Raw genomic sequence first — 19,199 nt, forward strand, 5'->3', positions numbered from 1 at the left:
ATCACTCCTAAAATTGTGTATTAAATAAGCTGTAGCATACTTGTAGAATCAACAAAATGGTCATGGAGCGAAGCAACCAGTTTATTTGCACAAGAGAAAGTTTATTGGCCATTCGAACAGAAATTTGTGCTCCAGTGATAGAGCCAGCCGCAAGTGGGACCGCGATCGCCATGTTAAGGTGACCACTAAGTGAATAGACCATGACAGCCCCTGTACAACTTAAGAAGGTATTAAATCGTGTTAGACCTATCGAAGCAAGGTAGGAGATGCCGCTGTGACGAAATAAGTGCATTTGAAGAGTCGCCTGTCCAGGGCCGAACGTACCATCATACCATCCTATTAGACCAACGAACGGGAGTGCTTTGGTAGGAACGTTATGTGATAAATGAATTGATTCCTTCTTTTTCATAAATGATAAAGTTAAGGCAACAAGAAGCATTCCTCCGGCGAATAGTTGCAGCGCCTGTTGGGATAGTGACGAGGCAAACAATCCACCGAGGACCCCACCAGTTAAAGCGATAGGTCCTGTTTTCAGTGCTTCTTTCATGGAGAGTTCCTTCCTCTTTAATAAAACGAAAAAGCTAGAAAATGAACTAAGCATATTTGAAAACTTATTTGCTGAAATAATTGAATGAATGGGAAGACCGAGTAACATCATCGAGGGAAAGTTAATAAGTCCTCCGCTGCCAGACAAGGTTCCAACAAACGTGGCAATAAGACCAATGCCAAATAAGAAAAGCCATTCCATATGATCATCTCCATCGAAAATATCTCATGTCATAGTATAGTCTTCTTTAATCCATAATGAAATTAGATTATAATGATGAATTACAATAAGATTTACTTATGAGTAAATGGAGATTTATAAGAAAGGGGGCCTTTTAATGAGCTCAGAATATCAGGTTCTTTCGATCTTAGCGGAGGAAGCGAATATGCGAAGAGCGGCTGAGCGACTTTACGTATCTCAGCCGGCGTTAAGTCAACGCCTTCAATCGATTGAAAAGGCATGGGGGATACCGATTTTTCTTCGTTCGCAAAAAGGATTAACGATTACGCCCGCGGGTGAACGGATTATCGCTTTTGCTAATGATACGATTCGGAGAGAAGAAAAAGTATTTGAAGCATTGACAGCGCTAAGCTCGGAAGTGCATGGAACGCTGAAACTAGCGGTAGCATCTATCATCGGACAGTACTGGCTTCCAGCGGTGCTAAAGAAATTTGTTGAGCACTATCCCAGTGTCAAAATATCGCTAGTTACAGGATGGAGTAGTGACATATTACGGTACTTGTACGAAGATGATATTCATATTGGAATTATTCGAGGAAAGCCCGATTGGAGAGGGAGAAGTCAGTATTTGATTTCAGATGAGCTCTATTTGGTCGATACGTCCATTAAATCAATGGAAGAATTGCGAGAAACAGAAAAACCATTTATTCAATTTAAAAGTGACTCTACTTATTTTCAAGAAATACAGGAGTGGTGGCAAACCCAATCATTTGCGCCTCCAAAGAAAACAATTGTCGTTGATCAAATCGAAACGTGTAAACAAATGGCGTTAAATGGGATTGGCTACGCTATCTTACCTTCCATCAGCATTACAGAGAATGATAAAGAATATTTTCGGATTCCACTTAAAGATGGTGAAGGATTGCCATTAAAGCGTGATACCTGGTTATTAACAAATGATACCGCGATGCAATTGAAGCAGGTTCAGAAGTTTGTAGAATTATTAAGTGAATAGCCTGTAAGATTAGACTTCACGTGATCGATCATGTACGATAAAATGAGTAACATGCTGTGCTTGTATAAGCATGATGAACAAAGGAGGAAATACACCATGAAAATGATGGATGCAAACGAAATTATTAGCTTTATTCAAAACAGTGAGAAATCTACTCCTGTGAAAGTACATATTAAGGGGAACCTTGAGGGAATCGACTTTGGTAGCAACACGAAGTCATTCATTACAGGGAACACTGGTGTTCTTTTTGGTGAGTGGAAAGACATTAAGAAAGCACTTGAGTCTGAAGCTTCCAATATTGAAGATTATGTAGTAGAAAATGATCGTCGTAATTCAGCTATTCCAATGCTTGATCTTAAAGGAATTCAAGCGCGAATCGAGCCAGGTGCTGTTATTCGTGATCAAGTTGAAATTGGCAATAATGCTGTTATTATGATGGGTGCGATGATCAATATCGGATCTGTTGTAGGTGAAGGAACTATGATCGACATGAACGTAGTTCTTGGTGGACGTGCAACTGTCGGTAAGAACTGTCATATTGGGGCAGGTTCTGTTCTTGCAGGCGTTATTGAGCCACCTTCTGCTAGCCCGGTTGTCATCGAAGACGACGTTGTGATTGGTGCGAACGCAGTCGTTCTAGAAGGCGTTAAAGTAGGAAAAGGATCTGTTGTAGCCGCTGGTGCTATTGTGACTGAAGATGTTCCTGAGTACACACTAGTTGCAGGAACTCCGGCACGCGTTCTTAAGAAAATTGATGACCAAACTCGCTCGAAAACAGAAATCAAAAAAGAGCTTCGTCAGCTTCAAAACGATTAATTTTAATGGACATCAAAACCGTACGAAGAGACCTGCATCGCATTCCTGAAATTGGCTTTCAGGAAGTGAAAACGCATCGTTATCTTCTTCAGTTTATAGAAAAACTCCCACAGGACCGTCTCCAGGTGAAAACCTGGAGAACGGGTATCCTTGTATTTGTAAATGGAGAAAGTCCTTCAAAAACGATCGGATATCGGACAGATATCGATGGGTTACCAATCAAAGAAGAGACCGGGTATGATTTTCAGTCTGAGCATGAAGGGTTCATGCATGCTTGTGGACATGATCTTCATATGACGATTGCTCTTTCCGTTCTTGAGTACTATTCAACTCATTCCGTAAAAGACAATTTGCTGTTTGTCTTCCAACCTGCAGAAGAAGGTCCTGGCGGAGCTTTGCCAATGCTTGAAAGTGATGAGTTTAAAGCATGGAAGCCGGATCAAATGATTGCGTTGCATATTGCACCTGAGTACCCTGTAGGCACGATTGCCACACGCCCAGGATTGCTCTTTGCCAATACTTCTGAGTTATTCATTGATTTAGAAGGAAAGGGGGGTCATGCAGCGTATCCACACCATACACGTGATATGGTTGTTGCCGCTAGCCATCTCGTTACTCAGTTCCAATCTATTGTAGCGAGAAATGTAGATCCTCTTGACTCAGCTGTGGTAACTGTAGGGAAAATTGACGGAGGCACGAAGCAAAACATCATTGCAGAAAAGGCAAGGTTAGAAGGTACAATCCGTACTCTATCTGCTGATTCTATGTCCCAAGTCAAGCACCGTATTGAAGCTATCGTAAAAGGCATCGAGGCATCATTTGAATGTGTTGCTTCTATTGATTATGGCTCTAATTATTACCAGGTGACGAACAATGCCGAGCTGGTACAATCTTTTATGGAAGAAACGAGAAAACTTCAAGATGTCAACGTAGTGGAATGTCGAGAAGCGATGACTGGTGAGGATTTTGGGTATTTTCTAAAGGAGATTCCTGGATTTATGTTCTGGCTAGGAGTGAATTCTCCAGCCGGTCTGCATACATCTACACTCAAACCTGATGAGTCTGCGATTGAAACGGCGTATCTTGCGTTAACTTCTTATTTAAATAAGGTTGCAAACTAAGAAACTGATAACCCCCAGGCTAATGCCTGGGGGTTATTGTTTTTTTAGATTGACATAATAACTGAGTTTTTCTCTGATGAATGCTATACGTATAATTCATAAAACGTTGGTCAAAATAATAGAGTTAGAAATTACATATTCATAAGGAGCGAGGGAAATGAAACGAATTGCTGTAGAAGATACGCTATCTGATGTAGCTCAAGCTTTGCAAGCGAAAGGGTATGAGGTTGTATCCTTTAAACAAGAAAGTGATGCAAATGGTTGTGACTGTTGTGTTGTGTCTGGTCAAGATCAAAATGTGATGGGCATGCAAAATGCAAGCACGAACGGGGCAGTTATTAACGCAGATGGCATGACAGCTGATCAAGTATGTCAGCAGGTGGACAGTCGTTATCAATGAAAAAATGAACCTCTACCTAGGTAGAGGTTCATTTTCTTTAGCTATTGTTATTCTTTTTGACCCAATTTCCATTATCATTCTTTTCGTATTTTTCCTCCACAGCACTCCATGCTACTTTAAAAGCTGTTTTCTCAGAATCATATTGATCAGATGCGGAGTTGAACGCTTCTTTAAAGATATCCTGTGCGTGCGAAGGCAAGTTGTCTTTCACTTGATCTGGCAACTCGCTTTTAGAATTGTAAGGCAATATGATCACACTCCTTTGAAAGATCTGTGATATCTTTACCCAATGAAAGGAAGGGGCAAACGCTTATTGTTCTTTCTTTTCAATGAATACTTGATGAGGGAATGGGATTTCAATGCCATTTGCATCAAGAGCTTCTTTAATTTCTTTCCGTAGCTGACGCTCAACGCCCCATTGTTCCATGTTCTGAGTGCGGCATAGAACGCGAAGAACAACATCTGAAGAACCAAGACCTTGAACACCTAGAACATCTGGTCCTTCTACGACAGCTTCGTTTGTAGCCGCAACGTTGTCACACACTTTCTGAATCACACGGATCGCTTCATCAATATTGTCATCATAAGAAATACCAATATCTACAAGAGCACGCATATTACCACGTGAATGGTTGCTTAATGAGCTAATTTCGCGGTTTGGTACATAGTTCAATGTCCCATCAAACGACCGAATGTGAGTTGTGCGAAGCCCGACTTCTTCTACGATTCCTCCAAAGCCGCCAGCAGTTACGTAATCGCCAACGTCCATTTGTTTCTCTAGTAGGATAAAGAAGCCTGTCACCACATCACTTACGAGACCTTGGGCTCCAAAGCCGACAGCGAGGCCAATAATACCTGCACCAGCGATTAGCGCTTTAATATCAAAGCCAAAGGTTTCAAAGATGATCGCAACAACCATGAAGAGTAGAATATACGTATAAATACTTTTTGATAAATTTTTTAAAGTATTTGCTCTCCCTGGACTCATGTTCTGCTTCTCTGATACTTGAGTAAAGGTTCTTTCGATGAAACGATTTCCGATCGCTTTTACAATTGCATAAATGATTAGGATAGCAATTAACTTCAGGATAATTAAGCCAGTATCCATTAAGAAACCTTCCCAATTAATGTTGTCAACAAAGTTCAATAGACTTCCTCCTTTAATTCTCACTACATTATGTAGGATTAGCACTCGGTCAAATTATAGCGAAAATTGTCATGATAATTCAAGTGAAGTGTTAAGACGAGACGAATGAAATGATTTTCGCTATACTAAAGTTACCCTGTTTAGTGAGGGGTAAACGTGGGTACGATAGTGGAGGAAGGTCATTAACCCACATTAAATTAATTATTATTTAACATTGACTAAAAATAACTCGTGTACTATAATGTCATTTGTGGGCGAAAGCCGCAGGATATTTTCTAGGAGGGATTTACACATGGTAGAACGCATGGTAGGAAAACAAGCACCTCGCTTCGAAATGGAAGCAGTTATGACAAACAAAGAATTTGGCAAAGTAAGCCTTGAAGAAAATATGAAGAACGATAAATGGACAGTCCTTTTCTTTTATCCAATGGACTTCACATTCGTATGCCCAACTGAAATTACAGCACTAAGCGATCGTTTCGAAGAATTCGACGATCTTGATGCAGAAGTAATCGGAGTATCTACTGATACAATCCATACACACCTTGCATGGATTAACACAGACCGCAACGACAATGGTCTTGGTGATCTTAACTATGCACTTGCTGCAGATACAAACCATAAAGTTTCTAAAGAATACGGCGTATTTATTGAAGATGAAGGTGTTGCACTTCGCGGCCTATTCATCATCAATCCTGAAGGCGAACTTCAATACTCTGTTGTTAACCACAACAACATTGGCCGTGACGTAGACGAAACACTACGTGTACTTCAAGCACTACAAACTGGTGGACTTTGCCCGGCTAACTGGAAGCCAGGTCAAGAAACACTTAAATAAGATAGAAAACAACCTACCCCAGAGAGCATTGCTCTCTGGGGTTTTTGTATGACTTATAATAGCTAATCACTCGAATGTTACCTTCGATTTTAAGTTGTCTGCTTGAAAAAAATTGCTGCAAGAACTGTTCAGCTGGATAATTGTAAATATCTTCTCGATCTAAGGAGCATTCCCCTATTTAAATAATTCCGAATTTTAGGCCTAATAGGTGGTTATTTATTTCGAATTCCGATATATTATGTATATTGTCACTATTTTTTTAATGACTATTTACTGGCTGAAGGTGGTGTTGGAATGGAAACGTTTAAAAGATTGAAAGATTTTTATTGGCCATACAAAAAGCTTTTTCTATGGTCCGTATTTTCCCTTATTTTTGTCACGGGTATCACAGTCCTTTATCCTATGCTTCTTCAATTTACAATTGATGATGTCATTCTAAAGCAAGAATACAAATGGGTACCATATCTTGCATTTGGTTTCATAGGAATCATGATCGTAAAAGGGACTGCTACGTTTTTCCAACAATATCTAGGGGACTTGTTTGGAGTAACAGCAGTGTATCGACTTCGAGAGGAGCTTTACAAAAAACTTCAATATTTACCTTTTCGTTATTATGATAACGCGAAAACAGGGGATTTAATGTCACGCTTAACGGCTGACGTAGAAGGGTTCCGGTTTTTCTTATCATTTGGATTCGCACAAGTGATCAACTTTGTTCTTATCGTAAGCTTTAGTTTAATCGTGATGTTTGGATACTCTATTCCGCTTGCGTTAGTTACGCTTGGAATGCTCCCATTTCTCGCGATTGTGGTTTATCGATTCGATAAGAGAGTTCACCCAGCGTTTAGAGGAATTCGTAAATCAATGGCGCGGTTGAATACGAAAGTACAAGAGAATATTAGTGGCATTAATACGGTAAAGTCATTATCAAGAGAAGATTTTGAAATCAATAAGTTTGTTGACAGCAATACGGACTATCGTGATAACTACTTAACAACATCATACATTTGGGCTAAATTTTTCCCGCTCATGGAGTTTATCGGGAATTTATGCGTTGTTTTCTTGCTTTCATATGGGGGATATCTTGTGTTTCAAAACCAGCTTAAACCTGGTGAGTTAGTGGCTTTCTTTAGTCTTGTTTGGTATATTATCTGGCCAATCATGAACCTTGGATTCGTCATCAACACGTTTTCTCAATCCAAAGCATCAGGAGAACGTTTACTTGAGATTCTAGATGAGCCTGAAGATATTTATGATCGAGATGGTGCGTTGGATGTTGAACGTCTTGAAGGGAACGTGTCATTTGAGAATGTCACACACAAATATGCTTCTGATGATGACGAAGCACTTAAGAATATTTCGTTTAATGCTCCAAAAGGCACAACGATTGGCTTACTTGGGGCTACGGGAGCAGGTAAAACAACGATTACCCAATTGATTGCAAGATTTTATGAACCTAACGAAGGCGAAGTAGTAATCGATGGACGGAATATTAAAGAGTATACAGTGAAATCGCTTCGGAAAAATATTGGTGTGGTCCTTCAGGAGACGTTTTTGTTCTCGTCTACAATACGAGATAATATTGCTTATGGTGATCCCGATATCTCTTTTGAAGCCATACAGGATGCGGCAAAAAGAGCGCAGGCGCATGATTTCATCATGGAAATGAAAGAGGGATATGATACGGTACTAGGCGAACGTGGAATGGGGCTATCTGGTGGCCAAAAGCAGCGTATTGCTATTGCTCGTGCCATCCTAACAGATCCTAGTATTCTCATCCTTGACGATGCTACAAGCGCAGTTGATATGCAAACGGAAGTGAAAATCCAAAAAGCATTTGAAGAGGTTATGAAAGGAAGAACAACGTTCATTATTGCACATAGAATTTCTTCTTTGAAACATGCAGATGAAATAATCGTGTTAAATGAAGGTGAGGTTGTAGAACGAGGAAAACATCAAGAGCTCATTGATCAAAACGGCTACTACCGAAATATTTATGATATACAATATCAAGATCGTAAAGAGATCATGGCCAGACAAACTGGTTGAAATGGGGTGAAGGATTGAAACAAAATCGTAGAGAAAGGTTCCATTACTCTCAAGATACGGCAATTGAAAAACAATTCAATTGGAAACAAATGTCGCGCTTGCTTGAATACATGGAGCCTTACAAGAAGAGTTTGTTGCCAAAAGCAATCATTTCAATGTTATTAGCAACGGCTGTTAGATTGATCGTACCGATTTTTATTGGGGTATTACTATTTGACCATGCGATCAAAAATCGTGATCAAACATTGCTTATTCAATTAATTATTGGCATAGCTGGATTGTATTTGATTTCTTGGATTGCCAACTCATATCGAATAAAATGGACGAATGAGCTTGGACAATACATTATTTACGACATTAGACAAGGGTTGTTTAAACATATTCAGCGCTTGTCGCATGGATTTTTTGATAAACGATCGGCAGGTTCTATTCTTGTCAGGGTAATTAATGATGTGAACTCCATGCAGGAGTTATTTACGAATGGGGTTATTAATCTCCTCATGGATATTGTTCTATTGTTAGGAATCATTGTCATCATGTTTGTCTTAAGTCCTCAGTTAACACTAGCTATTATGATTATTTTACCGCTCATGTTTCTCATTTCTACGAGCTTGCGAAAACGTATTCGTCGTTCCTGGCAACAAGTTCGTATTAAGCAAGCCAAGCTGAATTCCCATTTGAATGAAAGTATTCAAGGAATTCGAGTGACTCAATCGTATACGCAGGAAAAAGGAAATATGGAATTTTTTCAGGGCGTTAATCATGAAAACTATGCTAGTTGGAAAGACGCGACTCAAAAGAGTGCGATTTTCAGACCTTTTGTTGAAATGTCCAATGCCATTGGTACAGCAATATTAATTTGGTTCGGGGTTTATCTTATTCAAAATGGGATGGACTACGGAGTATTTGTTACATTTGCTTTCTACTTAGGGATGTTCTGGGAACCAATCTCTCGACTTGGTCAAGTGTATAATCAGCTTCTCGTTGCGATGGCTTCGTCTGAGAGAATCTTCGAATTTCTTGATGAACAGCCGAATGTACCAGAAAAGGAAAATGCGAAAGAGCTTAAGGAAATGAAAGGCGAAATCACATTTGAAAATGTTGAATTCTCATATGATGAAAGCCGCAAAGCTCTGCATGAAATGAGCTTAACAATGAAAGCTGGTGACACCGTTGCGCTTGTGGGTCATACTGGATCAGGGAAGTCAACAATCGCTAATCTGATAAGCCGTTTCTATGATCCTACAAGTGGAACAGTTCGGATTGATGGAACGGACCTTAAAGACGTTAAACTCGATAGCTTACGTGAGAAAGTCAGCGTCGTTTTGCAAGATACGTTCATTTTTTCAGGTACAATTATTGAAAACATTCGATTTGGACGTCCGGACGCTAGCGATGAAGAAGTGAAGGAAGCAGCTAAAGCAGTAGGAGCTGATCCTTTTATTCAGCGCTTGAGTGATGGCTATGAAACAGAGGTAGAAGAAAGAGGTAACGTCCTATCAGTAGGTGAAAGACAACTATTATCGTTTGCGAGAGCACTTCTTGCGGACCCTCGAATATTGATTTTAGATGAGGCAACTGCAAGTATAGATACAGAGACAGAGCTGAAAATACAGAAGGCACTAAATGTTGTTTTGGAAGGCAGGACGGCAATCATGATCGCTCACAGGCTTTCAACGATTCGTGAGGCAGATAATATTATTGTTCTCGACCACGGACGCATATTAGAACAAGGAAATCATACTGAGCTTATGCGAAAAGGTGGAACGTATTATGAGCTTGTTAAATCACAATTCAATATGATGGACGCTGTATAGAAAGAAGCCAAGTAGGCTTCTTTTTTTTGTCCATTAATATGAATCAGACATTTCAATGGAGGTAAAACGAAAAAAATACAGAAGTTAATCTAAATGTGAACAGAATATTAACAAGAAAAAAAGTTTCGGAATTATACAGTTTGTGATACTTGTCACAATCTCATGAATGAGCCATAATAAAAGTGTAATTCAGAGGTACAATCGTTTCTATTGTGAATGATAAGGGAAGTTGAGTAACAGATGATAAGAAATTGGTACAAAGGGGATGAACAATTTGGAACTAGATTCAGCGACTCTAAGTCGCCTATTAACAAGTCTAACGTTAGGATTTCATATTATTTTTGCTACGTTAGGTGTTGGTGTCCCATTATTAATTAGCCTTGCTGAATGGATAGGGATTAAACGGAACGATCCTTATTACACATTGCTAGCGCGCCGCTGGGCTAGAGGATTCGTTGTTACCGTTGCTGTTGGTGTTGTAACTGGTACAGCAATAGGGCTCCAACTATCACTTTTATGGCCGAATTTCATGCAGTTAGCAGGGCAGGTCATTAGTTTACCGTTATTCCTTGAAACGTTCGCTTTCTTCTTTGAAGCAATTTTTCTTGGAATTTATCTTTATACGTGGGATCGATTCAAAAAACCGATCTATCACTGGTTTATATCAATTCCGGTTGTAATTGGCTCTACACTGTCTGCTTTCTTTATTTCCACTGTAAATGCTTTTATGAACTCTCCGCAGGGGTTTGATATAGTTGATGGTGTATTAACAAATATTGAACCACTCGCAGCGATGTTCAACCCAGCAACACCAACGAAAGTAGGCCATGTGGTCATGTCGGCATACCTTACTTCTGCTATTGTACTAGCTGCCATAACAGCATTTAAAATGCTTAAGGGTAAGCGTAGTACTTATTATAGGAAAGCTCTAAAGCTTACAATGACCGCAGGATTTATCTTTGCGATTGGGACGGCCGTGATTGGTGACTTTTCTGGTAAATTTTTAGCTGAATATCAACCAAGTAAGCTTGCAGCCGCAGAATGGCACTTTGAAACATCTGAAAATGCAGATCTTGTCGTGGGCGGATTTCTCGATAAAGAAACGGATGAAGTCAAATATGGGTTAGTATTACCAAACTTTTTAAGTATCCTTGCTCATGGTAATCCAAATGCGGAAGTAATGGGACTTGATCAAGTACCTGAAGATGAAGTGCCACCGCTATTTATTCATTACCTTTTTGACGGGATGGTCGGAATCGGAATGTTTCTCGCTGCTTTAACCTTTTTCTACGTGATTGCGCTAAGATTAAAACGATTTAACACGGAAAACAAATGGTTTTTACGGTTAATTGTTTTGGCGGGACCACTCTCAGTCCTTGCGATTGAATTTGGATGGATTTTCTCAGAAGTAGGCCGCCAGCCATGGATCTTATGGGATATTCTCAGAACAGGACAAGCTGCAACAACTGCGGATAGCGTCGGATGGATGTTTATCTTATTCCTTCTTCTTTACATTGTTCTTGGAACGCTTACTGTTACTGTTCTTAAGAAAATGTTCAATACTAATCCAGCTGAGAATGAACTTGAGGAAATCGCTAAATTGAAATAATTGCTTCGATTGAGAGGGGTGAAAATATGGACATTCAATTAGTAGGAATAACGGTACTATGGGTTTTTCTATATGGGTATTTGATCACAGCCTCGATAGATTTCGGGGCAGGATTCTTTGCCTATTATGGAGAACTCTCAGGAAAAGATCATATTATTAATAAAATTATTAGTCGTTATTTATCCCCGGTGTGGGAAGTGACGAATGTGTTCTTTGTTTTCTTTTTTGTTGGCCTAGTAGGCTTTTTCCCTGATACTGCCTATTATTATGGAACAGCTTTGCTTGTTCCAGGTAGTATCGCGATCATACTACTTGCCATTCGAGGCTCATTCTATGCCTTTGGAAATTACGGCGCAAAGAAAAGCAGAGTCTATACTTTTTTATATGGAGTGACAGGATTACTAATTCCAGCTTCTCTGTCCACAGCGTTAACTTTATCAGAAGGTGGATTTATTGAAGAGGTGAACGGTGAAGTTAAGTTTTTGGCAGGGGAATTATTTTCAAGCTTTTACTCCTGGTCAGTCGTGCTCTTAGCGATCGTATCGGTTCTATTTATTAGCGCCGCCTTTCTAACTTATTATGCTAGTCGAGCGAATGATCAACCTGCGCTTGAGCTTTTAAGAAAATATGCACTGTTCTGGAGCGCTCCAACCATTTTATCTAGTATTCTTGTGTTCGTAGCTCTTCAGCAGCATAATCCAGTTCACTTTGAGCGAATTCTTGATTATGCCTGGTTCTTTATCGCATCTCTTTTTTGTTTCCTTGTTGCAACATATCTCATTTTCAATCGGAAAAGATATGGTACGGCTTTTATCTTTGTTATGTTGCAATTTTTCTTCGCGTTCTTTGGATACGGTATATCACATCTACCGTGGATTTTGTATGACTATATTACAATCTATTCAGGATATACGAATGAAACGACGGGGATCTACCTAGTCTTCGCTTTTATTGCAGGACTCTTTCTCCTAGTTCCTTCTTTAATATTGCTGATGAGACTCTTTTTATTTGATGCAGAGTATGTCAAAGGGAATAAGAATAATAAGTCTTAGAGAGAATATTGACACTGATGATAAGAGTGGTAGGATAGTATTGATAGTGCGTCAGCATATTTGCTGGCGCGCGTTTCTTTCTGAATGAGTAGGAGGAGTGTGCGTTGAAAAAGCAGTTTGCCGTAATTGGACTCGGCCGTTTTGGAGGAAGCATTTGTAAGTCACTAAGTCAGCAGGGGATGGAAGTCCTCGCAATTGATATGGATGAAGATAAAGTGAATGAATTTTCTTCAGTGGCTACACATGCTGTGATCGCAGATTCAACAGATGAGAGTGTTCTAAAGAACCTCGGTATTCGAAACTTTGATCACGTTATCGTAGCGATCGGGGATAACATTCAATCAAGTATTTTAACAACTTTAATTCTAAAAGAGCTTGGCGTTAGCAAAATTACGGTTAAAGCACAAAATGATTATCACGAGAAGGTTTTGAATAAGATCGGTGCTGATAAGATTGTCCACCCGGAACGTGATATGGGTGTCCGAATTGCACACAGTATGGTCTCAAATAGCGTTTTAGACTATTTAGAGCTATCTGATGAACACAGCATTGTTGAGCTTATTGCTAACTCTAGAATGGATAATAAGACGATTATTGAACTTGATATTCGAGCGAAGTATGGTGCCAATATTGTCGCCATTAAAAAAGGTGATGAGATTATTGTATCTCCTCAAGCTGATCAGAAGATCTCCAAAGGAGACATTCTTATTGTAATAGGATCAGATCAGGACATTAATCGCCTTGAACGCCAAATTTTGAACCGAGATTAGTGAATAACAAAAAAGAGCCTGTCGCTTTTCGCGACAGGCTCTTTTGTATAATTAAATTTCCATAATGATCGGAAGGATCATAGGGCGACGTTTCGTTTTCTCGTATAGGAATGGTGCAAGAGTATCTGTAATTTCATTTTTAATTTCAGACCACTGACTTGTACGCTTTTCCATGACACCATTAAGATGTTTCGATAATAGCTCTTGAGCATCATTAATCAAATCACCAGATTCTCTCATATAAACAAATCCTCGTGAAATGATATCTGGACCTGAAAGAATCTTAAACTCTTTCATGTTAATGGAGACAACGACAATAACTAGACCTTCTTCAGAGAGAATTTTACGGTCTCTAAGAACAATGTTTCCAATATCCCCGATCCCTTTACCATCTACATAAACAGATCCAGATGGAATCTTACCGCTAATTGAAGCTTCATTCTCACTTAGAGCAAGTACTTCACCATTATCCATAATAAAGGAATGGTCTTGTGGAATTCCGCAATCCTGAGCAAGCTTCGTATGCATCTTCAGCATGCGATATTCACCGTGAATTGGCATAAAGAATTTTGGCTTAATGAGACGAAGCATAAGCTTCTGCTCATCTTGACCACCGTGACCAGATGTATGAATGTCACTTAGTTTATGATGAATCACGTCAGCGCCTGCACGAGAAAGCTGGTTAATGATTCTTGATACACTTACCTGGTTACCAGGGATAGGTGAAGAAGAGAAGACAACTGTATCTCCAGGAATGATTTGAATTTGACGATGCGTTGCATTCGCAATTCGAGATAGAGCAGCCATTGGCTCACCCTGACTTCCTGTACAAAGAATTGTTACTTTGTTCTCAGGTAGTCGATTAATTTGATTGGCATCAATGAACGTATCTTTAGGCGCATTAATATAGCCAAGTTCCTGTCCAATTGTAATGTTGGACTCCATACTACGACCAAATACAGCTACTTTACGTCCATTTTCGACAGCTGCTTCAACCACTTGCTGTAGGCGGTGAATATTGGATGCGAATGTTGCGAAAATAACGCGTCCGTCTACTTTTCTAAAGATATCTTGAATGGTTTCACCAACGCGACGCTCGGACATTGTGAATCCAGGTACTTCACTGTTTGTACTGTCAGAAAGAAGGGCTAGAACGCCTTCTTTACCAATCTCAGCCATCTTTGTTAAGTTAGCTGGTTCACCGACTGGTGTAAAATCAAACTTAAAGTCTCCTGTATGAACAATATTACCTGGAGGTGTCTTAACAACAACCCCAAAGGAATCCGGAATACTGTGTGTTGTTCTAAAGAACATAACAGAAGTCTTTCTAAATTTAATAATATCTTCTTCTGTAATTTCATTTAGGGATGCTCCACGTAGAAGGCCATGCTCTTCAAGCTTATTTCTAATAAATCCTAAAGCGAGCTTTCCTCCATAAATAGGAACATTAATTTCACGAAGTAAGTAGGGGATGCCGCCTATATGATCTTCGTGACCGTGCGTAATAAAAAGACCTTTAATCTTATCCTGGTTTTTTACGAGATAAGAATAATCAGGAATAACGTAGTCAATTCCTAATAATTCTTCCTCAGGGAACTTAATTCCCGCATCAACAAGAATAATTTCGTCTTGAAACTGAATACCGTACATGTTTTTACCGATTTCTCCGAGTCCACCTAAAGCGAAAACGGCGGTTTGATGATTTTTAACAAATTTCATAGTCTATACATTCTCCAATTCAAAGTGCTCTGATTTTTGCTCAAACTCTAAGAAGTCATCTTCCACGGTTTGAATAAATTCGATATTGATATCGCGTTCCTTAAGCTTGTAGCGAACTTCCCGTTCAGAAGTAGCCTCTACGTAAAGGCTCATTGTTCGCTCTCTTACAGGAACCTCCTTTTTAGTGCCTTGATAAAATACCTTATAAATCATTCTAAATCTCTCCTTAACTCAGACAATTTGTGTGCATCTTCGTTTATTATATAGGAAATTGGTTTCTTTTTCATGTTTCTAACCACATTTCCATAAGAAATAGGAGAATTTGCATGAATTTATGTGCAAATTAGGTTAATCAATGGAATATTTCGGTTGTGGAAATAGCACATTTCTCCAGGTTTTAATCAGTTTACGTTTCATTTTACGATACATTATGCTCATCCTTCCTTTTTTTGATAACTAAGCCTAGTATTTATCAACGATGGTTGAATTAATTTGGGAAAAGGTGGATGTCATAACCGAAGACACTTGGTGCCATTTAATGTAACATAAGATAGTGGTATAGCATAAGGGATGATTAGCTTTACGTAAAGCTATAAATATATAGGGCTATTTATACAAAAGTACACATACAAAGGAGGTACCAATGAGACTTTATGCCGCACTTATTTCACTTAGCTTAATATGGGGCATGTCATTCATGTTCATAAAATTAATAGTACCTGTTGTAGGGCCATGGGGAGTAGTGTTTTTTAGATGTTTGCTAGGCGCACTGGCTTTATTCATGTACTTACTGATTAGAAGACGTCTTAAACAAGTGAGGAAGGACCTACCCTGGGTAAGCCTTATCACCATTGGGATAATGAATGCGCTCATTCCCTGGGGAATGATTGCATTAAGCGAAGAGCGAATTACAAGCAGTCTCGCTGCTACACTTAATGCAACGACACCCCTTTTTACAAGCGTGATTGGTGCGCTTTTCTTCGGAAGAATTCTATATCAAAAGCAATGGTCGGGAATCATCGTAGGGTTTATTGGAATTCTCTTTCTCATTGACCTGGATGTTCAAGAATTAGTTCAGGGAGATGTATGGGGGATCTTACCTATGCTCATTGCAACAGGGTGCTATGGCTTTGCTTCTCAATACACGAAAAAGAATTTGAAAGATGTGCCTGTTGATGTTTTGTCATTTATAACCCTTACGATTGGCGCAGTGGGCGGGGGATTATTAATGGTCCTGTTTGGAGACGGGGGCATCGAGTTTACCTTCCTGCTTCAACGTGATATTCTAATATCGCTTATTGGACTAGGTGTGTTTGGCTCAGGTCTCGCTTATTTACTTTTCTATTATATGATTCAGAAGGGGAGTGCAGAGTTTGCCACTCTTGTGACATATCTTGTGCCAGTGACAGCTTTGATTTGGGGTAGTGTTTATTTAAATGAGGTGATTACGTTCCCTATGATTATCGGACTGCTTTGTATTTTTACTGGCGTCTACATGTCGGGTAGGAAAGCAAATCGCGAGGTAAAGTCTATAAAGAAGTCAGCTTGATTACCTGTATAGTTTGGCTAGTGTTTATAGAAAAATTAGTGAAGATAGGTGAAAATAATGCACAATGAGAAAATTGTATTTTTTGATATCGATGGGACCCTTCTTGATCATAATAAACAAATCCCATCTTCAACACGAGAGTCATTAAAAGCTTTAACGGAAAAAGGTGTCCATGTAGCGATTGCTACCGGAAGAGCTCCTTTTATGTTTGCAGATTTAAGAGAGGACCTTGGGATAGATACGTTTATTAGTTTTAATGGTCAGTATGTGAAACATCAAGAAAAGGTTGTTTTAACGAACCCTCTTAGTCGTGACGAAATCACTGTACTTGAAGAAGAAGCAAGGAAAAATGGTCATCCAATGGTCTTTCTCGATCATGAAGCAATGATGAGTAATCACGATGAGCACCCACATATTATAAAGAGTATGGATGATCTTAAGATGCACTATCCTGGATATGATCCTTCTTATTATCATTCAAGAGATATTTACCAGGCGCTATTGTTCTGCGAGAGTAAAGAAGAGGATGGATATCGCGATGCATATGGTAACCTCGATTTTATCCGCTGGCATGATTATTCAATGGATGTGATCCCTCCTGGTGGTTCAAAGGCAAGAGGAATTGAAGCTATGATCGACCATCTCGGTTTTAAACGTGAAAATACGTATGCTTTTGGAGATGCGTTGAACGATTTAGAAATGTTGAGATTTGCAGGAACGGGTATAGCGATGGGAAATGGATATGATGAAGTAAAGGCAGTGGCTGATATAGTGACTGACCCAGTTGACCAAAACGGTATTCGAAAAGGTCTTAAAAAAGTTGGACTACTATAATAGAAAAGGATCGCAATAATTGCGATCCTTTTTTTAATGCTTCTTAAATTAGTTTCCTAATGGAGAAAGTTCACTTGCCTCTTCATTATTAATTCGATCATAAAACATAACCCCATCAAGATGGTCGATTTCATGTTGGACAACAATGGCAGGTAGCCCTTTCAATCTTAGCTTAAGAGGATTTCCTTCAGCGTCCACACCTTTTACGGTAATGCGTGCATAACGCGGTACTGCACCAGGTACTTCACGATCCACAGATAAGCACCCTTCGCCACCATCTAAATAGGTTTTTTCAACTGAATGGCTTAAGATTTTAGGATTCATAATTCCATAGCTGTATAAAGTGCCTCTGTGATCAGACACATGGACAGCAATCATCCGTTTACTAATGCCAATTTGTGGTGCTGCAATACCAATACCTGAGCGCAGTTCATATTCAAGTGCAGTTTCAGGATCCTGACTATTCTTAAGAAACTCAAGCATTTCTCTTAAAGTTTGTTTATCGTCTTCTGATGCAGGAAGATCAACCTCTTTCGCTTCTTTCTCAAGAACTGGATCTCCTTCTCTGCGAATATCTTTCATAGTTAACATATCATCATTCACTCCTATTCAAGAACGGTCATTCTAATATTAAGTATATTCAACTTTATGGAGGGAATAAAGAAATTGCTCTGACTCAAGCAAACTTTTTGGAAAAGTGGTTTTCCTTATTTCATCACCATTAAAATCTTACAATAGTGATAGTTTAGCACAACCCAACATAACTGAAAATCCTTTTAAATTGCATGTCTTACTAACCTTATATAATAAAGATGATGAGCTTAAAAGGAAAGTATAGATGAGCAAGGCTCTAAAATAAAAGTCTAGAACGATTAGTCTATGAATGGGAATGCAATCTGATTATTTTTGGAGGTTATAAAAATGGAGTATTCTATTGAGAACTGTCTTGTGGTATAGTAATCAGTGATGTAAAATCAATTGGTATGAATTGGATATGTGGGGGGACTTTTTTTGCTACGTAAATATCGTTTGGGAATTATTTCTCTTTTTTTCTGTTTTCTTTTAATTGGTTTAGCGGGTTGTCAATTCGGTGGTAGTACAGAAGAAAAAATGTATGATCATTTAGAAGAAGCGGTCGCACTTGAAGATCAGTTTCGGGAACAACAAGAACCGTTAGCTAAAGCAGAAAAAAAGGAACAAGAAATTTATGATGACATTGTTGCACTAAGTATGGATGAGTTCGATGAAGTCGAAAAGCTTTCAAAGCAAGCAGAAGAAAATACGGATAAAAGACTTGAGTACTTAAAAAAGGAAAAAGAAAGTATAGATGAAGCTTACAAAGAATTTGAAGAAATTAAAGATCTAACAGAAGATCTTGAAGATGATGCTGCTAAAAAGGACGCTAAGGCTCTTATTGAGACGATGGATAAGCGATATGAAGCTTATGAAAAGCTCAATAAAGAATATGAAGAAGCAGTGAAACAAGACAAGAAGCTCTACAGTTCACTTCAAGATAAAGAACTTACATTAGAACAGCTTCAGGAACAAATTAAGGTTGTAAATGATCAGTACAGTAAAGTGTCTGAGCATAAGGAAAAGTTCAATAAATATACAACTGAGTTTAATGAAGCGAAAAAAGCGTTTTATCAATCAGCAGAATTAGACGTAAACTATTCAGAATAACCAAAGAACCGCTCAAGTTGAGCGGTTCTTTTTAGATCGTTTTCTTCCATTTT

General features: G+C 39.0%; 19 protein-coding genes. 13 read left to right on the forward strand and 6 right to left on the reverse strand.

The window, feature by feature from the left end; translation table 11 throughout:
• Positions 1-7: 7 nt before the first annotated feature.
• Positions 8-748: a sulfite exporter TauE/SafE family protein gene (locus AC0VYV_RS09030; protein WP_430241972.1), complete on the reverse strand. Its 741-nt coding sequence runs from the start codon at positions 746-748 to the stop codon at positions 8-10.
• A gap of 136 nt (positions 749-884) precedes the next feature.
• Here AC0VYV_RS09030 and AC0VYV_RS09035 point away from each other — a divergent pair, with 136 nt between their 5' ends.
• The 4 genes from AC0VYV_RS09035 to AC0VYV_RS09050 all read left to right on the forward strand — a co-directional run bounded on the left by AC0VYV_RS09035 (position 885) and on the right by AC0VYV_RS09050 (position 4,079).
• A complete protein-coding gene (locus AC0VYV_RS09035; RefSeq protein ID WP_430241969.1) occupies positions 885-1,742 on the forward strand; it encodes a LysR family transcriptional regulator in 858 nt (285 codons plus the stop codon).
• Positions 1,743-1,838: 96 nt separating this feature from the next.
• Positions 1,839-2,558, forward strand: a complete 720-nt coding sequence (dapD, locus tag AC0VYV_RS09040) for a 2,3,4,5-tetrahydropyridine-2,6-dicarboxylate N-acetyltransferase (protein WP_194221255.1) — start codon at positions 1,839-1,841, stop codon at positions 2,556-2,558.
• Positions 2,559-2,563: 5 nt separating this feature from the next.
• On the forward strand, positions 2,564-3,679 hold the full coding sequence (locus tag AC0VYV_RS09045; RefSeq protein WP_430241966.1) for an N-acetyldiaminopimelate deacetylase: 1,116 nt from the start codon (positions 2,564-2,566) through the stop codon (positions 3,677-3,679).
• Between the two features lie 157 nt (positions 3,680-3,836).
• The gene (locus AC0VYV_RS09050) at positions 3,837-4,079 is read left to right on the forward strand and encodes a YkuS family protein (protein ID WP_430241964.1); all 243 of its coding nucleotides are present in this window, start codon (positions 3,837-3,839) and stop codon (positions 4,077-4,079) included.
• A gap of 37 nt (positions 4,080-4,116) precedes the next feature.
• Here the strand turns inward: AC0VYV_RS09050 and AC0VYV_RS09055 are convergent, their stop codons facing one another.
• Both AC0VYV_RS09055 and AC0VYV_RS09060 read right to left on the reverse strand, forming a co-directional pair.
• Positions 4,117-4,326: a ChaB family protein gene (locus tag AC0VYV_RS09055; RefSeq protein WP_194221258.1), complete on the reverse strand. Its 210-nt coding sequence runs from the start codon at positions 4,324-4,326 to the stop codon at positions 4,117-4,119.
• Positions 4,327-4,389: 63 nt separating this feature from the next.
• Positions 4,390-5,187: a mechanosensitive ion channel family protein gene (locus tag AC0VYV_RS09060; RefSeq protein WP_370314489.1), complete on the reverse strand. Its 798-nt coding sequence runs from the start codon at positions 5,185-5,187 to the stop codon at positions 4,390-4,392.
• A 331-nt stretch (positions 5,188-5,518) separates the two neighbouring features.
• On the opposite strand from AC0VYV_RS09060, the gene AC0VYV_RS09065 reads away from it, so the two are divergent.
• From AC0VYV_RS09065 to AC0VYV_RS09090, 6 genes are all read left to right on the forward strand, one after another.
• Positions 5,519-6,064 carry a peroxiredoxin gene (locus AC0VYV_RS09065; protein WP_098443217.1) on the forward strand — a complete coding sequence of 182 codons (546 nt, stop codon included), beginning with the start codon at positions 5,519-5,521 and terminating at the stop codon, positions 6,062-6,064.
• A gap of 294 nt (positions 6,065-6,358) precedes the next feature.
• A complete protein-coding gene (locus AC0VYV_RS09070) occupies positions 6,359-8,113 on the forward strand; it encodes an ABC transporter ATP-binding protein (RefSeq protein WP_430241961.1) in 1,755 nt (584 codons plus the stop codon).
• A 14-nt stretch (positions 8,114-8,127) separates the two neighbouring features.
• Positions 8,128-9,930 carry an ABC transporter ATP-binding protein gene (locus tag AC0VYV_RS09075; protein ID WP_430241959.1) on the forward strand — a complete coding sequence of 601 codons (1,803 nt, stop codon included), beginning with the start codon at positions 8,128-8,130 and terminating at the stop codon, positions 9,928-9,930.
• A 274-nt stretch (positions 9,931-10,204) separates the two neighbouring features.
• Entirely contained in the window at positions 10,205-11,539 is a 1,335-nt protein-coding gene (locus tag AC0VYV_RS09080; protein ID WP_194221261.1) for a cytochrome ubiquinol oxidase subunit I, read from the forward strand.
• 26 nt (positions 11,540-11,565) lie between these two features.
• A complete protein-coding gene (locus AC0VYV_RS09085; RefSeq protein WP_194221262.1) occupies positions 11,566-12,591 on the forward strand; it encodes a cytochrome d ubiquinol oxidase subunit II in 1,026 nt (341 codons plus the stop codon).
• A 104-nt stretch (positions 12,592-12,695) separates the two neighbouring features.
• Positions 12,696-13,361, forward strand: coding sequence for a potassium channel family protein (locus tag AC0VYV_RS09090; RefSeq protein WP_194221263.1), 666 nt, complete (start codon positions 12,696-12,698; stop codon positions 13,359-13,361).
• Positions 13,362-13,412: 51 nt separating this feature from the next.
• Here the strand turns inward: AC0VYV_RS09090 and rnjA are convergent, their stop codons facing one another.
• A complete protein-coding gene (gene rnjA / locus AC0VYV_RS09095; RefSeq protein WP_194221264.1) occupies positions 13,413-15,080 on the reverse strand; it encodes a ribonuclease J1 in 1,668 nt (555 codons plus the stop codon).
• Positions 15,081-15,083: 3 nt separating this feature from the next.
• Positions 15,084-15,293, reverse strand: coding sequence for a DNA-dependent RNA polymerase subunit epsilon (locus tag AC0VYV_RS09100; RefSeq protein WP_194221265.1), 210 nt, complete (start codon positions 15,291-15,293; stop codon positions 15,084-15,086).
• A gap of 430 nt (positions 15,294-15,723) precedes the next feature.
• On the opposite strand from AC0VYV_RS09100, the gene AC0VYV_RS09105 reads away from it, so the two are divergent.
• Positions 15,724-16,629: a DMT family transporter gene (locus AC0VYV_RS09105; protein ID WP_430247061.1), complete on the forward strand. Its 906-nt coding sequence runs from the start codon at positions 15,724-15,726 to the stop codon at positions 16,627-16,629.
• 57 nt (positions 16,630-16,686) lie between these two features.
• Entirely contained in the window at positions 16,687-17,463 is a 777-nt protein-coding gene (locus AC0VYV_RS09110; protein WP_475374769.1) for a Cof-type HAD-IIB family hydrolase, read from the forward strand.
• Positions 17,464-17,511: 48 nt separating this feature from the next.
• Here the strand turns inward: AC0VYV_RS09110 and def are convergent, their stop codons facing one another.
• Positions 17,512-18,054 carry a peptide deformylase gene (gene def / locus AC0VYV_RS09115; protein WP_430247063.1) on the reverse strand — a complete coding sequence of 181 codons (543 nt, stop codon included), beginning with the start codon at positions 18,052-18,054 and terminating at the stop codon, positions 17,512-17,514.
• A gap of 420 nt (positions 18,055-18,474) precedes the next feature.
• On the opposite strand from def, the gene AC0VYV_RS09120 reads away from it, so the two are divergent.
• Positions 18,475-19,146, forward strand: a complete 672-nt coding sequence (locus AC0VYV_RS09120) for a YkyA family protein (RefSeq protein ID WP_475367213.1) — start codon at positions 18,475-18,477, stop codon at positions 19,144-19,146.
• Positions 19,147-19,199 lie beyond the last annotated feature (53 nt).

The sequence above is a fragment of the Anaerobacillus sp. QJM3NY_17 genome, from assembly GCF_056173665.1.

Excerpts from the sequence above, each read along its gene's own strand:
- AC0VYV_RS09070 (WP_430241961.1), top strand. The coding sequence starts at position 6,359 with ATGGAAACGTTTAAAAGATTGAAAGATTTTTATTGGCCATACAAAAAG.
- rnjA (WP_194221264.1), bottom strand. The coding sequence starts at position 15,080 with ATGAAATTTGTTAAAAATCATCAAACCGCCGTTTTCGCTTTAGGTGGA.
- AC0VYV_RS09060 (WP_370314489.1), bottom strand. The coding sequence starts at position 5,187 with ATGGATACTGGCTTAATTATCCTGAAGTTAATTGCTATCCTAATCATT.
- AC0VYV_RS09050 (WP_430241964.1), top strand. The coding sequence starts at position 3,837 with ATGAAACGAATTGCTGTAGAAGATACGCTATCTGATGTAGCTCAAGCT.
- AC0VYV_RS09105 (WP_430247061.1), top strand. The coding sequence starts at position 15,724 with ATGAGACTTTATGCCGCACTTATTTCACTTAGCTTAATATGGGGCATG.
- AC0VYV_RS09035 (WP_430241969.1), top strand. The coding sequence starts at position 885 with ATGAGCTCAGAATATCAGGTTCTTTCGATCTTAGCGGAGGAAGCGAAT.
- AC0VYV_RS09065 (WP_098443217.1), top strand. The coding sequence starts at position 5,519 with ATGGTAGAACGCATGGTAGGAAAACAAGCACCTCGCTTCGAAATGGAA.
- def (WP_430247063.1), bottom strand. The coding sequence starts at position 18,054 with ATGTTAACTATGAAAGATATTCGCAGAGAAGGAGATCCAGTTCTTGAG.
- AC0VYV_RS09085 (WP_194221262.1), top strand. The coding sequence starts at position 11,566 with ATGGACATTCAATTAGTAGGAATAACGGTACTATGGGTTTTTCTATAT.
- AC0VYV_RS09110 (WP_475374769.1), top strand. The coding sequence starts at position 16,687 with ATGCACAATGAGAAAATTGTATTTTTTGATATCGATGGGACCCTTCTT.
- AC0VYV_RS09100 (WP_194221265.1), bottom strand. The coding sequence starts at position 15,293 with ATGATTTATAAGGTATTTTATCAAGGCACTAAAAAGGAGGTTCCTGTA.
- AC0VYV_RS09045 (WP_430241966.1), top strand. The coding sequence starts at position 2,564 with ATGGACATCAAAACCGTACGAAGAGACCTGCATCGCATTCCTGAAATT.
- dapD (WP_194221255.1), top strand. The coding sequence starts at position 1,839 with ATGAAAATGATGGATGCAAACGAAATTATTAGCTTTATTCAAAACAGT.
- AC0VYV_RS09030 (WP_430241972.1), bottom strand. The coding sequence starts at position 748 with ATGGAATGGCTTTTCTTATTTGGCATTGGTCTTATTGCCACGTTTGTT.